We start from the raw sequence: 14,844 nt of genomic DNA, 5'->3' as shown, positions 1-14,844 counted from the left end.
TTTTGCGAAGCTGCGCAGGAATCGCGGTTCGAGACTATACTGTTGCCATGTCGGGCAACACCTTCGGCACCCTGTTCGCAGTCACCACTTTTGGCGAAAGCCACGGCCCCGCCTACGGTTGTATCGTGGACGGTTGTCCGCCGGGGCTGGAGCTCGCCGAGGCGGACTTGCAGAACGATCTGGACCGGCGCCGTCCGGCCAGTTCCCGCTATGTCTCGCAGCGGCGGGAAGGCGACCGGGTGCGGATCCTCTCCGGCGTGGCCGAGGGCGCGACCCTGGGGACGCCCATCGGGCTGCTGATCGAAAATGAGGACGCCCGGCCGCGAGACTATTCCAAGCTGCGCGACCGGTTCCGCCCCGGCCACGCCGATTACGCCTACCAGCAAAAATACGGCCGCCGCGACCACCGCGGCGGCGGCCGCGCCTCGGCGCGCGAGACCTGTGCCCGCGTGGCGGCGGCGGGGATTGCCAAGAAATACCTGCGGCAGCGATACGGTGTCCGTATTCGCGGCTATCTGGCGCAACTGGGCCCAATTCGTCTGCAACTGCAGGACTGGGACGAGGTGGCGCGCAATCCCTTTTTCTGCCCCGACCCGGGGCGGGTCCGGGAGCTGGAAGAGTACATGCAGGCGCTGTGGAAGGAGGGCGACTCGGTGGGCGCGCGCGTCAACGTGGTGGCCGAGCAGGTGCCGCCAGGCTGGGGCGAGCCGGTGTTCGACCGTTTGGACGCGGATATCGCCAAGGCGCTGATGAGTATCAACGCGGTCAAAGGCGTAGAGATCGGCGCCGGCTTCGCCGCCGTCGGCCAGCGCGGCACCGAGCATCGCGACGAGATGAGCCCCAGGGGCTTTTTGAGCAACCATGCCGGCGGGGTGCTGGGCGGCATCTCTACGGGCCAGGACATTGTGGTCGGCATCGCGCTCAAGCCCACCTCCAGCATCCGCGTGCCGGGGCGGACGGTGGACACGGGCGGGTTGGCGACGGAGGTGGCCACCACTGGCCGCCACGATCCCTGCGTGGGCATCCGCGCCACGCCCATCGCCGAGGCGATGCTGGCCCTGGTGCTGATGGACCACGCCATGCGCCACCGCGCCCAGAACCTGGACGTGCGCTCGCGGACCCCCGCACTGGGCGCAAGCGCGACCGGCACCGGCGGCGGGCGCGATTGAGAGCCCCTACGGGCGCTTCCGGAGCGGCCGACGCCGCGGCTGGCGCGACGCCCGGCGGCGTCCTGCCCGCCGGGTTTCCGCACTGGAGGCTGTCGGGTTACTACTGCTTCTACTTCGCCGTCCTGGGTTGCCTGCTCCCCTACTGGCCGCTGTACCTGAAACGGCAAGGCTTCGACGCCTTCGCCATCAGCCTGCTGGCCGCCGTTTTGATTGCCACCAAGAGCGTTATGCCCAACGTCTGGGCCTGGCTGGCCGAGCGTCTGCAAATCAACCGGGTGGCGGCGATCCGTATGCTGACCCTGGGCGCCTGTCTGAGTTTCGCCGGCTTCTTCCTCGCGGACTCTTACCGAGACTACCTGTTGCTGCTGCTGTTGTTCGGCGCTTTCTGGACCGGGCCGCTGCCGATGGTGGAGGCAGCCACCTTTCGCCAGCTCGGCGTTGCCGGCTATGGCTATACTCGGGTGCGCATCTGGGGTTCCATCGGTTTTCTGGTGTCGGTGTGGGCGCTGGGACTCTGGTTCCAGGCCGCCGGCGTGGCCAGCCTGCCCGCGATCATGATGTGCCTGCTGCTCTCTGTGTTGGCTTTGAGCGGGATGCTGCCGTGGGCGGCGGGCGAAAACGGTTGCCCCGCGGGCCGCCCCGCGGACATGGCCACGCCCCTGTGCGCCGTCCTGCGGCGGCCTCCCGTTCTGGCCCTGCTGGCCGTCTGCTTTCTGATGCAGGCCAGCCACGGCCCCTACTACGTCTATTACTCGCTGTTTCTGCAGGAGCGCGGGTATCTCCCCGGCTTGATCGGTCAACTGTGGGCCGTGGCGGTGCTCGCCGAGGTATGCGCCTACACCGTGATGCATCGCGTATTGACGCGGCTGGGGCCGCGCCGCCTGTTGCTCGCCGCCTTGCTGCTCGCCGCCTTGCGCTGGCTGTTGGTCGGCGCCCTGGCGGATTCGCTGCCGGTGCTGCTGTTCGCCCAACTGCTGCACGCCGCCAGCTTCGGCGCGCACCATGCGGCGGCCATCCAGTTCGTGTGCCGCTTCTTCCCGGAGCCGCACCTGGGTCGCGGCCAGGCCCTCTACAGCAGCGTCAGTTTCGGCGCCGGCCTGGCGGCGGGCAGCCTCTGCGGCGGCTGGGCATGGCGCAGCCTCGGCCCGGAGCAGAGCTTCCAGTGCGCCGCCCTGGCCAGCCTGGCAGGCGCCTGGCTTGCCTGGCGCTATCTCCGCCGCGGCATGACTCCGCCGACTTCATAGACGGGTTCTCCAGGCACCCCGGCAACCTGCATCAGCAGGCGGGGCAGCAGGCGGGATTCGCGCGCGCCGCGTTTGAATAGTGCAGTCAGGTCAGCTTCAGAATGGCGATCCCGACAGCCGCCAGCCCCACCATCCGCCAAGTCAGCCGGGCCTCCAGCCGGGCCTCCAGGGCCTCCAAGTCCGCCTTCGTCGCCAGCTGGTCGCCCGGCGCCACGGACTGCGCCGCCGCCGTCGCCGCCTCCTCGGACGCGCCCGCCTCGCGCAGGGCGCGCAACAACTCAATGTTCGCCTGCGTCATGGCGCCATTCTATCGCGGCTCCCGGGCCAAGGGCCTTGTCGAAGCGCGCGCCGTCAGTCGGCGCCGGCGATTCGGGTGCCGCCGACGGTAATGCCGTCTATGCGCAGGGTGGGCTGGCCGACTCCCACGGGCACGCATTGTCCCTCTTTGCCGCAGACGCCGATGCCCTTGTCCAGTGCCAGGTCGTTGCCTACCATGGCGATGCGGGTGAGCACCTCCGGGCCGTTGCCGATGATGGTGGCGCCCTTCACCGGGCGGGTCACTTTGCCGCGCTCGATGAGGAAGGCGCTGCTGGCGCTGAATACGAACCTGCCGTTGGTGATGTCCACTTGGCCGCCGCCGAACTGCGTGGCGTACAGCCCGCGCTCCACGGAGGCGATGATCTCTTCCGGCGCATGCTCGCCGGCCAGCATGTAGGTGTTGGTCATCCTGGGTATGGTCAGGCAGGCGTAAGACTCGCGGCGGCCGTTGCCGGTGGGCCGCATTCCCATGAGCTTGGCGTTCAGCTTGTCTTGCATGTAGCCGCGCAGGATGCCGCGCTCGATCAGCACGGTGCACTCGGCAGGCGTTCCCTCGTCGTCCACGGCGAGCGAGCCGCGGCGGTTGGGTATGGTGCCGTCGTCCACGATGGTGCAGGCAGGGGAGGCCACCCGCTCGCCGAGGCGGTTGCTGAAGGCGGAGATGCGCTTGCGGTTGAAGTCGCCTTCCAGGCCGTGTCCGATCGCTTCGTGCAGGAGAATGCCGGGCCAGCCGGGGCCCAGCACGACCTGCATGGCGCCTGCCGGCGCCGCCTCGGCTTCCAGATTGACCAGGGCCGATTCCACCGCCTCTTTGACGTAGCCGGAGGCGCGCCCCTCTTGCAGAAAGTAGTCGTAGCCGAAACGTCCGCCGCCGCCGGAGCTGCCGCGCTCGCGGCGGCCCTTCTGTTCGACCAGCACGCTCACGTTGAGGCGCACCAGGGGGCGTATGTCGGCCTGTAGCGTGCCGTCGCTGTCGGCGACCAGAATGGTGGTATGGGAACCGCTCAGTCCCAGGAACACCTGCTGCACCCGCGGGTCCATGGCGCGCGCCTCGGCATCCAGTCGTCGCAGCAGGCCGAGTTTCGCCTCGGTGTCCAGGGAGGCGAGCGGATCGCCGTCGGGGTACAGCGCCGGCGCCTGCTGCCGTTTCCATGCCTGGAGACGGCCGCCGCGGGTGCCGGCGGCGATGCCGCGCGCCGTGCCGGCGGCGCGCAGCAAGGCCGTTGGCAGGATCTCGTCGGAGTAGGCGAGTCCGGTGCGGCTGCCCCGGACGGCCCGCACCCCCACGCCCTCGCTCAAGTCGTAGCTGGCGTCCTTGACAGCGCCGTCTTCGAGGCGCCAGGACTCCGAGCGCGCGGACTCGAAATACAATTCGCCGGAGTCTATGCCGCCGCGCATGATGCGCCCCAGCGTCCGTTCCAACTCGGTCTCGGCCAGCCCTGCCGGCGCCAGCAGTCGCTTGCGGGCGATCTGCAGCGCCCGGTCCTTGTTCATAAACTCTTTCGCGGCGCTCATAACGACAACCTCCGATGGTTCAGCGCGGGGAACCGTTCCCGCATTTCCTGCAGACCGGACAGCTCCATGTCTGCCGTCACTACGCCCGGTCCGGCCTCCGCCTCCGCCAGGATTCGCCCCCAGGGATCGACGATCAGGCTGTGTCCGTAAGTGGCCCGGCCGTCGGCATGGCGCCCGTCCTGGTTGGCGGCGAGCACGTAGCACAGATTTTCCACCGCGCGGGCGCGCAGCAGGAAGTGCCAGTGCGCCCGTCCGGTGGGTTCGGTAAAGGCCGCGGGCACGCAGATCAGCTGTACGCCGTCGCGGTGCATGGCGCGGTACAGTTCGGGGAAGCGCAGGTCGTAGCAGACCGACAGGCCGATGTTGGCGAGCGGCGTCGGGACCACCACGACCTCGCTGCCGGCCTCCGTGGCCAGGGACTCCCGGTAGCTCAGCCGCTCCTTTCCGTTCACTTCTACGTCGAACAGGTGGATCTTGTCGTAGTGGGCCGCGCGCTTTCCTTCCGGGTCGAACAGCAGGCAGCGTCCCAGCGTTTTTCGCGGCTCCCTGCCGGCGACCGGGACGGTGCCCGCCACCAGCCAGATGTCGTGGCGCTGCGCGGTTTCGCCCAGGAAGCGCTGTAGCGCGCCGTCGCCCGGTCGCTCCCGGTGGCGCAGCTTGTCTTCTTCGCCGCGGCCGATGAAGGCGAAATTCTCCGGCAGCAACACGAGACGGGCGCCGTCGGCGGCGGCCTGGGATATCAGCCGCTCCGCCGCCGCCAGGTTGTCGTCCACGCGGTCCGTGGAGGTCATTTGCACCGCTGCGATTCGGGTCATGTTCCGTTTCCTGTGCGCTCCGCTGCCGGTGGTCGCGCCGGCCCTCGTCGCCGGCCGTCGTCGCCCAACTGTCGTTGCCTGTTCGCCGCCTGCCGGGAGGCTATGCTAGACTAGCACGTTACGCAACGAAAATGCCGGGAAGATCGCGGACAAGTTTACCCAAAATGGCAGAGGATAGAGAGGAATTTGCGCGGGTAGGGCGTCTCCCCCCCTACGTCTTCCACATCGTTGACGAGCTGAAGATGGCGGCACGACGGCGGGGGGAGGATATCGTGGATTTCGGCATGGGCAATCCCGACCAGCCGCCGCCGCGTCACGTAATCGAGAAGTTGAGCGAAGTGTCGCGCCGTCTCGATACCCATCGCTATTCCACCTCGCGCGGCATTCTGCGCCTGCGCGAGGCCATCTGCCAATGGTACCGGCGCCGCTACAACGTCGAATTGGATCCGGAAACCGAGGCGATCGTCACCATGGGCTCGAAGGAGGGGCTGGCGCACTTGGCGATGGCGGTGGCGGACCATGGCGATGTGGTGCTGATTCCCAATCCCGCCTATCCCATCCATTGTTTCGGTCATGTGATCGCGGGCGCCGACGTGCGGCACGTGCCCATCGGTTCGGGCAGCGATTTCTTCGCCGAACTGGAGCAGGCAATTCACCGCTGCTGGCCGCGCCCGAAGCTGCTGCTGCTCAACTTTCCCTCCAACCCGACGACGCTGTGCGTAGAGGCGCCGTTCTTCGAGAGGGTCGTGGAGATGGCGCGGGAGTACAAGATCTGGGTGGTGCAGGACCTGGCTTACGCCGACCTCGTGTTCGACGGTTACCAGGCGCCTTCCATCCTGCAGGTGCCGGGCGCCCGGGAGGTGGCGGTGGAGTTCTTCACCATGTCCAAGAGTTACAACATGCCGGGCTGGCGCGTGGGCTTTATGGTGGGCAACCGCAAGTTGGTGCATGCCCTGGCGCGGCTGAAGTCTTATATGGATTACGGTCTGTTCACTCCCGTGCAGGTGGCCGCCCTGGCCGCCCTGCAGGGGCCGCAGGACTGCGTGGAACAGGTGCGCGAGATGTACCGCAAGCGCCGCGACGTGCTGTGCGACGGCATGAACGCCGCCGGTTGGCCGGTGGCGAAGCCGCGGGCGACCATGTTCGTTTGGGCCCGCATACCCGAGTCCTGCCGCGCGCTGGGTTCCCTGGAGTTCGCCAAGAAAATGCTGTTGCAGGCCCGGGTGGCGGTCTCTCCCGGCGTGGGCTTCGGAGAGTACGGCGAGGGATATGTGCGCTTTTCCCTGATCGAGAACGCGCACCGCACCCGCCAGGCCGTGCGCGGCATTCGGGAGATGCTGCGCGCCGACGCCGGCCCGCGGGCGGTGCCTCTGGCGGGGAGGGGATAGCCGGTGCGCGGCGGCGGGACCCGGGCTCGTCCCGGGGGGGACTGTTGGCGCCGCTGCGAGTAGGGCTGCTCGGGCTGGGCACCGTGGGCGGCGCCACGGCGGAGGTCCTGCGGCGCAACCGCGAGGAGATTCGACGCCGGGCGGGGCGCGAGATCGTCCTCGCTTGCGCCTGCGTTCGCGATCCGGGGCGCAAGCGGCCAGTGGCTACGGACGGGATCGAACTGGTCGCCGACTCGCGAGCGGTGGTCGCCGCCCGGGAAATAGATGTGGTGGTCGAGCTGATGGGCGGCTTGTCGCCGGCGCGGCAATGGGTCCTGGAGGCGCTGGAGCACGGCAAGCATGTGGTCACCGCCAACAAGGCGCTGATCGCTCTGCACGGGGACGAAATCTTTGCCGCCGCCCGGCGCCGCGGCGTCGTCGTCGCCTTCGAGGCCGCCGTGGCGGGCGGCATTCCCATCGTCAAGGCCATCCGCGAGGGGCTTGCGGGCAACCGCATCGCCTCGCTTGCCGGGATCATCAACGGCACGACGAATTACATTCTGAGCGCCATGGGCGAAAGCAGGGGCGGTTTTGCCGACATATTGGCCGAGGCCCAGCGCCTGGGCTACGCCGAGGCCGACCCGCGCTTCGACATCGAGGGCACCGACGCTGCCCACAAATTGACGATCCTGGCCGCCATCGCCTTTGGCATCCCGTTGCGCTTCGACCGGGTTTACCGCGAGGGCATCGAGGGGATCGCGGCGGAGGATATCGCCTACGCCCGGGAGTTGGGCTACTGCGTCAAGCACTTGGGGATCGCCCGCCGCTCGCCCGAGGGGATCGAGTTGCGCGTGCACCCGACGCTGGTCCCGCGGAGTCATTTGCTGGCGGGGGTATGCGGCGCCATGAACGCCGTGTTTCTGCACGGCGACGCCCTGGGCGCCAATGCCTATTACGGCCCCGGCGCGGGCGGCGCGCCCACCGCCTCGGCGGTGGTGGCCGATTTGGTGGACATCAGCCGCATGATGGGCGGCGCTCCCGAGCGGCAGGTGCCCTATCTCGCCTTCGAGCCCCTGGAGGACATCCCCGTCCTGGACATGGAGCGCGCGACCACCGCCTATTATCTGCGCCTGCAGGCCGAAGACCGGCCCGGCGTGTTGTCGCAGGTGGCCGGAATCCTGGGAGAGTTCCAGATCAGCATCGAGGCGGTGCTGCAGAAGGAGCCGGCATCTTCCGCTGCGCGCGTGCCGGTGATTCTGCTGACCCAGCAAGTTCTGGAGGGGCGCATGGACCGGGCGCTGGCAAAGATTCGCCGCCTGGACGCCGTCTCCGGAGACATCGCCCGCATTCGTCTGGAGACCCTGGCGTGAGCGTCTCGGTGCAGGCCCCGCGGCTGGCGCCGGGCGGCGGCGTGATCCGGCGTTACCGGGAGCGGCTGTCCGTGCCCGCCGGCGCCCGGGTGATCAGCCTGGGCGAGGGCGACACGCCGCTGTTGCGCCTGGAGGGCGCCGCGGAACGACTGGGCGTGGAACTGGAGCTGTATGCGAAGTGCGAAGGGCTGAATCCCACTGGCTCCTTCAAAGATCGCGGCATGACTCTGGCGGTGACGCATGCCCTCGCCGCCGGCCAGCGGGCGGTGGTTTGCGCCTCTACCGGCAATACCTCCGCCTCGGCGGCCGCCTACGCGGCGCGCGCCGGCCTCGCCGCCTTCGTCCTGATCCCGGAGGGGAAGATCGCGCGCGGCAAGCTGGCCCAGGCGCTGATGCACGGCGCCGTGGTGGTGCAGATCCAAGGCAACTTCGACGACGGGATGCAGATAGTGCGGGAGCTGGCCCGCTCGGGAGAGCTTGCCGTCGTCAACTCGGTCAACCCCTGGCGTCTGCAGGGCCAGAAAAGCGCCGCTTTCGAGGTCGTGGACGTGCTGGGCCGCGCCCCGGATTACCACTGCCTGCCGGTGGGCAACGCCGGCAACATATCGGCTTATTGGATGGGATATCGGGAGTACCGCGACGACGGGGCCATCTCCGCCTGTCCTCGGATGTGCGGCTACCAGGCCGCCGGCGCCGCGCCCTTCGTGGGCGGCGAGCCGGTGGCGGCGCCCGAGACCGTGGCGACGGCGATTCGCATCGGCAAGCCGCAGTCCTGGGACCTGGCCTGGCAGGCGTGCCGCGAGTCGCAGGGCTGGTTCGCCTGTTGCCAGGACGAGGAACTGCTGGCCGCGCAAAGGCTGCTGGCGGCGGAAGGCGTCTTCTGCGAACCGGCCTCGGCGGCGGCGCTGGCCGGCCTGATTGACGATTGCCGCCAGGGGCGCATCGCCGCCGGGAGCACCGTGGTCTGCACGCTGACCGGTCATGGCCTCAAGGACCCGGACATCGCGCTCCGCCAGGTGGAGGGGGATATCGTCCGGGCGGCGCCCGACCCCGAAGAGATTCGCCGCATCATCGCCCGGTACGCGCGCGGCTGAGCGCCGCCCGGCGGCCGTCCTGCGCCCCCGTGCACCGCGTACTGCCGTCCCGCCGCCTGCCAGGCCAGTTGGCGCTGGTCGTTCCCGGGCTGTTCGGGCCGCCGCGCCTGTTGCCGGCGGCGGCGCCTCGCTTCCCCGCCCTGGAGAGCCTGCTGGCCCGCGCCGCCGTCCGGCGCCTGGCGCCGGAGTCTCCGGAGGGGCGGCTGCTGGAATTATTCGGCCTGCATCCCGGCGCCGGGCGCGAGTTGCCGGTGGCCGCGCTGACCCGCCTGCACGATGTTGCCGAGGCCGCAGTGCCCCCGGAGCCGGCCCGCGACGAGCGCGGGCCAGCGGTGTGGATGCGCGCCGACCCCGTGCACTGGGCCGTCACTCGCAGCGGCGCGACCCTGTTGGATGCCGCGTCCTGCCGCCTGGGGCGTGCCGATGCGGAGGCGCTGGCGGCGGCGGCGCGCGAGATCTACGCCCGCGCCGGCGCCGCGCTGGAGGTCGCGCGCCCGCAGCGCTGGTATCTGCGCCTGCCGAGCCTGCCGCGCCTGCTCACCGTTCCGCCCGGCATGGCGGTGGGGCGCGACCTCCGGGAGCTTTTGCCCGCGGGCCCCGACCGCGACGACTGGGCGCGGCTTGCCAGCGAGGCGCAGATGGCGCTCCATGCCAGCGATGCGAACCGGGAGCGCGAGCGGCGGGGCGAGCCGCCGATCAACGCGCTGTGGTGTTGGGGCGCGGGCGTCCTGCCGCCGCCGTCGCCGTCGCCGCCCTGGACGCGGGTATATGGCGACGCCGAGGCCGATGCGGAGGCGCTGCTTCCGGCGCTGGCCCGGCTGCACGATCTGCCGTATGCCTTGTTCCCGGAAACGGCGCCCCTGGCGGAGACGCAGGCCGGCGGGCGGCTGTTGGCGGTCGCCGGCGAGGCCCTGCGGCATTGCCGGCAAGGCGACGGAGACGGTTGGCGGCGCTGCCTGGAACGTCTGTGGGAAGGCTGGCTGTCGCCCGCGGCCCGGGCCCTGCGCGGCGGCCGCTTGGGCGCGTTGCGCATTATCGCGGACGAGCGGGAGTTTCTGCTGGGCCGCTATGCCGCCTGGCGCTTCTGGCGCCGCCGCCGCCCCTTCGCCTCCCTGCTGCGCGAGTAGCGCATTGCCGTCCCCCGAAAAGTCAATTGGGTCTCCCGTGACCGCTCCGTCAGCGCGCCGCTTCGATTCGCCAGGCGCCTCCCGCCGCAAAGAACCACCGCACCGTATCCCTCATTCCACCCGCACGGACTTCAAATCACCCACAAGGGCTTCTGGCCAAGTCGCACCGGCTTGTGTCAGAATGAGGGAATGAGCGCAAAAACGGAATTCGCGGCTGCGCTACAGAAATTCTCCAAGGGGCTCTCTCGGCATATCAGCACAGGTAACGACCAGTGGGCCGTGAAGGGCTTCGTTGACGCATTCCGAAATGTCTATACGATTTCTTCGGACACAAAAATCATTTCCAAGATACTTGAGATTCACCTGTTCCCAAAAATCATGGAGTTTGCCGGTAAGAGTGGCTACAAGGTCGTATTGCCGGAGCACCAGAATCACTATCCGGATATTTCTTTCATCCTTCCCAGGAAGGCGAAAAGGAAAGAATTCAAATTCGCCGTGGACTTCAAAACCACTTATCGGCTCGATTCCAAACGCTGGCTGTGTAACGGCTTTACTCTTGGATCTCACGGAACGTATTTCCGAGATCGAAATAGCACAAAAAACATTCGATTCCCCTATGGCTCTTACTCCGGACACTTCTGTCTCGGGATTATTTATGACCGCAACCAGGAAGCGAGCCTGGAAGAGACCAGGCAATACTCCATAGACGATCTCCACTCAATCACCTCAGTAATTTCAAATATCCAATTCTTTGTTGCTGAAAAGTGGCGTATTGCAAGTGACAAGAGAGGCTCTGGAAACACGGCAAACATCGGCAGCATCCAGAGAATTCAAGACATTGTGGACGGGAATGGAATGTTCCGCAGGCTGGGAGAAAACTGGTTTAACGACTACTGGATGAATTATGGTAGAATCACCACAAAGAAGGGGAAAATCGCTTCACTGGAAGATTTTGTGAAATATCGAAAGGGCAACCCATCGCTAATTGTCCCAAGGAACAACTTGAAATGACTCGTGCAATCACAATTGTCCCACCCATCAAATGCCAGGGAATAAAGACGAAACTCGTTCCTTGGATTCGCTCCATTATGCCCGCGAATTTTCAAGGGCGGTGGATTGAGCCCTTCATGGGTTCAGGCGTGGTCGCTTTCAATTTACAAGCCAAACGGGTAATTCTCGCTGACAGTAACCCGCATATCATTCGATTTTACGAGGCAATCAAGCGGGGGGAAATCACCTCTAGAATCGCCCGCTCTTTCCTGGTCAACGAAGGAGCTATCTTGAAACGAACGGACGGACAATATTTCTACGATGTTCGGAATCGTTTCAATGTCCGCGGTAACCCTCTCGATTTTCTTTTTCTGAACCGGGCATGCTTCAATGGCATGATTCGATTCAATCGAAAAGGCAACTTTAACGTCCCATTTTGCAACAAGCCGAACCGCTTTTCGCCAGCATATATCACAAAAATCTGCAATCAAATTCAATCAATCGCAAATGCGCTGTCTATGGGCGACTACGAATTTATCCGCCAAGATTTCCTGGAAACCGTCCAAATGGCAAAATCCGGAGACATGCTCTATTGCGATCCGCCCTATATCGGGCGACACACGGATTATTACAACGGCTGGAATGAGGACAACGAACGCAACCTGAATTCCGCCCTTGCATCTACAAGATCGCGCTTTATCCTTTCTACTTGGCATAGTAACGACTTTAGGAAAAACGAGAATTTATCCACAATTTGGGCCCGGTACCCATATCTGACTCGCGAACATTTCTATCATTTGGGAGCAAAGGAGAAGAATCGCAACCCGATGCTCGAAGCTCTAGTGACGAACTATGTGGCCACCTATAAAAAGCCTGTGACCATCGAAGCCGAGCAAATGAAGCTTATGGAGAAACGAGCATCTTTCGGGTTGCGACTGTAGCGAAACAAGCCACCGGGAAGGCGGCGGAGCCGCCGCCCTTTCGCTGCCTATCCGCGCTAGTAGCCTGTCGGACTGGGCCTGAGCCGTTTTCCGCCCTCACCCTCGGTCCCTCTCCCAAAGGGAGAGGGAAGTGAAGAAAGGGCGCCCTCTTCTCCCTCTCCCTCCGGGAGAGGGTTGGGGTGAGGGCAAAATCCAGCGCGAACGAATGCTCGGGGACGATCGTGCAATATCCGCGCTAGCGCAACGCCGCTTATAATGTCTCCATATCGGGGAAGGCACTGGCCAGCCTGGTGCCGCGTCTGTTGCCGCTGGCGCGCGGGGGCTTGCACGGGAGACGAACCGGGGACGGCCCGCGGATACGGGAATCGGGAATCGCGGATACGGTAATCGGATTTATGGCACGCAAAATACGTTTCGGCGCCTTGGTGCGGGAATTGACGCTGCACCAGCGCCAACTAAGCTACAGCGCGCTGATTCCGGCGATCGAGCACGACGCGCAGGGCCGGGAATTGCCGTACCGGCCGTCGCAGCTGCGGCTGCGGCCGATAGACATGTACCGCCTGTTGCGCCCTTATATAGGTACGCGCTTTTGGGAACAGGCGCGGGTGGTGATCCAGCTGGCGGCGTACCTGATCCTGTTCCAGCTGCTGATTCTGCAGCAAAGCGTCACCGATTCATGGGTGATCGTTGCCGGTCTGCTGTCGGTGATCGTCGGGCTGATGCTGTTTATGGAGGGGCTGAAGGTTGGGCTGATGCCCTTTGGGGAGACCATCGGCAACGTGCTGCCGAAGAAATCGCGCCTGCCGGTCGTGCTGACCGTCGCGTTTCTGCTCGGCATCGGGGTAACTTTCGCCGAACCCGCCATTGGCGCGCTCAAGGCGGCCGGCGCCATCGTCCAGGCGGAAAGGGCGCCCTATCTTTACGCGCTGCTCAATTTTCACGCCGATACGCTGGTGCTGATGGTCGGCGCCGGCGTCGGTCTGGCGGCGGTTCTGGGCACCCTGCGCTTTATCCGCGGTTGGAGTTTAAAGCCGTTGATCTACCTGAGCGTCGCCCCGCTGTTGGCGCTGACGATTTATGTCGCCGGCGACGAAGAACTGGCCAAGACGATGGGACTGGCCTGGGATTGCGGCGCGGTCACCACCGGCCCGGTAACCGTGCCGCTGGTGCTGTCGCTCGGTATCGGCATCGCGGCGGCGGCGGGCAAGGGCAGCTCTTCGCTGTCCGGTTTCGGGATCGTGACCCTGGCCTCGCTGTTTCCCATCGTCGCGGTATATCTGCTGGCGATCACGGTGGCGGCGGGCAGTTCGCCGCAGGATATTATCGAAATGGCGCGGAGCGCGGCGCCGGACGGCACGGCGCCGCATTGGTACGAACGCACCCCTTATGCGGAAACGATACTCGGCGTGCGCGCCATCGTTCCCCTGGTCGTCTTTTTGCTGGTCGTCATGCTTGCGGTGCTGCGTGAGCGGGTGCGCCAGCCCGGCACCATCGCCTACGGCATCGTGCTCGCTGTGCTCGGCATGGTGGTCTTCGGCGTGGGGCTCAGCTACGGCCTGGCCAAACTGGGCGGGCAATCGGGCAGCCTCGTGCCGGCGGCCTTTACCCGGATTGATGCCGTGAGCGAATCGCCGCTGTACGCCTTCGCTTTCGGCATCGGCATCGCCATCTTGTTCTCCTGGCTGCTCGGGTTTGGCGCGACGCTCGCCGAACCGGCGCTCAATGCGCTCGGGCATACCGTAGAGAGTTTGAGCAACGGCGCTTTCCGCAAGGCCGCGCTGATGTACGCCGTTTCCTTCGGCGTCGGCACTGGCATCGCGCTGGGCGTACTCAAGATCGTATTCTCCATCCCCATCCACTGGCTGATCGTTCCCGGTTACGGGGCGGCGCTGGTGCTGACCGCGCTGTCCACCGAAGAGTTCGTCAATATCGCCTGGGACAGTGCCGGCGTGACCACCGGCCCCGTGACCGTCCCCCTGGTGTTGGCCATGGGTTTGGGGCTGGGCAACGCAGTGGGCGCCATTGAGGGCTTCGGCATCCTGGCAATGGCCTCCATCGGTCCGATCCTGTCGGTGCTGGCCACCGGCTTGTGGATCCGCTGGTCCATCCGGCTGCGCCGCCGCCGCGAATACACCCAATCCGAGGCGATGGAGGCAACGACATGAGTACGCGCAATGTCACGGTACTGACCGACGCGGCGCTGATCACCTGTATCGTTCAGCGCGGCGCGGCCGATGCCATCGTAACGGCCGCTCAGGACGCCGGCGCGCAGGGAGCGACCGTCTATTTCGCCCGCGGTACCGGCGTGCGCGAGCGGTTGGGGGTATTCGGGGTCACGGTGGAGGTCGAGAAAGAGGTGATCATGATCGTGGTGGCCAATGACCAGGTGGATCGCATCTTCGAGAGGATGTACGCGGCGGGGAAACTGGATACGCCCGGCATGGGTTTTATCTACGTGACGCCGCTGGAGAAGGCGGCCACCTACGTCCCGCGCGAGATCGCCGAGCGCCTTGCCCGCCAGCCGGCCGGGGAGGGCGGCGAATGAACCGGGAGGCGCCTTGCAAACTGTTGCTCTGTATTTTGCCCAAGGGCGTCGCCGCGGGGCTGCTGGAAATCTTGCGCAAGGAGAAGGACATACTCCGCGCCAGCGTCAAGTCCGCACGCGGCGTCGGGCGCATTACGCCGCTGGCCTATCGCGGCATCGGCGCGCAGTCGGAAAAGGAGGTGGTTTCCATCGTCGTGCCTGCCGCAACGGCCGACGAGCTCTTCGATTTCGTATTCGAGCGGGCCGACATCGCGCGTCCGCACGGAGGCATCCTGTTCATGCACGAGTTGGGTCCCGCCAGTGCCTTCGTCCTCCCGGAGGTGCCGGACGAGGAATAAGCGCCCCGGCG

14 protein-coding genes are annotated in these 14,844 nt (G+C 66.0%); 11 read left to right on the top strand and 3 right to left on the bottom strand.

Annotated elements, in window-relative coordinates; all coding sequences use genetic code 11:
• Window positions 1-47: 47 nt before the first annotated feature.
• Together aroC and OXU43_02920 are read left to right on the top strand one after the other, a co-directional pair.
• Complete coding sequence (gene aroC, locus OXU43_02925) at window positions 48-1,169, top strand: chorismate synthase (GenBank protein MDD9824113.1); 1,122 nt, start codon at window positions 48-50, stop codon at window positions 1,167-1,169.
• Window positions 1,166-2,413 (top strand): MFS transporter, encoded by a 1,248-nt coding sequence (locus OXU43_02920; protein ID MDD9824112.1) that lies wholly within the window; start codon window positions 1,166-1,168, stop codon window positions 2,411-2,413. Before aroC ends, OXU43_02920 begins: the two co-directional genes overlap by 4 nt.
• An 85-nt stretch (window positions 2,414-2,498) precedes the next feature.
• Here OXU43_02920 and OXU43_02915 read toward each other — a convergent pair whose 3' ends face one another.
• Genes OXU43_02915 through OXU43_02905 form a run of 3 tightly spaced genes read right to left on the bottom strand, consistent with a single transcriptional unit; the run spans window position 2,499 to window position 5,061 of the window.
• The gene (locus tag OXU43_02915) at window positions 2,499-2,711 is read right to left on the bottom strand and encodes a hypothetical protein (GenBank protein MDD9824111.1); all 213 of its coding nucleotides are present in this window, start codon (window positions 2,709-2,711) and stop codon (window positions 2,499-2,501) included.
• 53 nt (window positions 2,712-2,764) lie between these two features.
• Window positions 2,765-4,246, bottom strand: coding sequence for a metalloprotease TldD (tldD, locus tag OXU43_02910; protein ID MDD9824110.1), 1,482 nt, complete (start codon window positions 4,244-4,246; stop codon window positions 2,765-2,767).
• Window positions 4,243-5,061, bottom strand: coding sequence for a carbon-nitrogen hydrolase family protein (locus OXU43_02905; protein MDD9824109.1), 819 nt, complete (start codon window positions 5,059-5,061; stop codon window positions 4,243-4,245). The genes tldD and OXU43_02905 overlap by 4 nt, the downstream gene beginning before the upstream one ends.
• A 164-nt stretch (window positions 5,062-5,225) precedes the next feature.
• Here OXU43_02905 and alaC point away from each other — a divergent pair, with 164 nt between their 5' ends.
• From alaC to OXU43_02860, 9 genes are all read left to right on the top strand, one after another.
• Complete coding sequence (gene alaC / locus OXU43_02900) at window positions 5,226-6,449, top strand: alanine transaminase (protein ID MDD9824108.1); 1,224 nt, start codon at window positions 5,226-5,228, stop codon at window positions 6,447-6,449.
• 44 nt (window positions 6,450-6,493) lie between these two features.
• Complete coding sequence (locus OXU43_02895) at window positions 6,494-7,798, top strand: homoserine dehydrogenase (GenBank protein MDD9824107.1); 1,305 nt, start codon at window positions 6,494-6,496, stop codon at window positions 7,796-7,798.
• Window positions 7,795-8,892: a threonine synthase gene (gene thrC / locus OXU43_02890; GenBank protein MDD9824106.1), complete on the top strand. Its 1,098-nt coding sequence runs from the start codon at window positions 7,795-7,797 to the stop codon at window positions 8,890-8,892. Before OXU43_02895 ends, thrC begins: the two co-directional genes overlap by 4 nt.
• Window positions 8,893-8,921: 29 nt before the next feature.
• Window positions 8,922-10,019 (top strand): hypothetical protein, encoded by a 1,098-nt coding sequence (locus OXU43_02885; GenBank protein MDD9824105.1) that lies wholly within the window; start codon window positions 8,922-8,924, stop codon window positions 10,017-10,019.
• Between the two features lie 189 nt (window positions 10,020-10,208).
• The gene (locus tag OXU43_02880; protein MDD9824104.1) at window positions 10,209-11,030 is read left to right on the top strand and encodes a restriction endonuclease; all 822 of its coding nucleotides are present in this window, start codon (window positions 10,209-10,211) and stop codon (window positions 11,028-11,030) included.
• Complete coding sequence (locus OXU43_02875) at window positions 11,027-11,950, top strand: Dam family site-specific DNA-(adenine-N6)-methyltransferase (protein ID MDD9824103.1); 924 nt, start codon at window positions 11,027-11,029, stop codon at window positions 11,948-11,950. The genes OXU43_02880 and OXU43_02875 overlap by 4 nt, the downstream gene beginning before the upstream one ends.
• Before the next feature lie 395 nt (window positions 11,951-12,345).
• Entirely contained in the window at window positions 12,346-14,115 is a 1,770-nt protein-coding gene (locus OXU43_02870) for a DUF1538 domain-containing protein (protein MDD9824102.1), read from the top strand.
• Complete coding sequence (locus tag OXU43_02865) at window positions 14,112-14,495, top strand: P-II family nitrogen regulator (protein ID MDD9824101.1); 384 nt, start codon at window positions 14,112-14,114, stop codon at window positions 14,493-14,495. Before OXU43_02870 ends, OXU43_02865 begins: the two co-directional genes overlap by 4 nt.
• Complete coding sequence (locus OXU43_02860; protein ID MDD9824100.1) at window positions 14,492-14,833, top strand: hypothetical protein; 342 nt, start codon at window positions 14,492-14,494, stop codon at window positions 14,831-14,833. Before OXU43_02865 ends, OXU43_02860 begins: the two co-directional genes overlap by 4 nt.
• The last annotated feature ends 11 nt before the right edge of the window (window positions 14,834-14,844 follow it).

The organism is Gammaproteobacteria bacterium (genome assembly GCA_028817255.1).
GTDB lineage: Bacteria > Pseudomonadota > Gammaproteobacteria > Porifericomitales > Porifericomitaceae > Porifericomes > Porifericomes azotivorans.
Note: the sequence above shows the minus strand (reverse complement) of the source record. Positions and strands in the feature narration are given on the sequence as shown.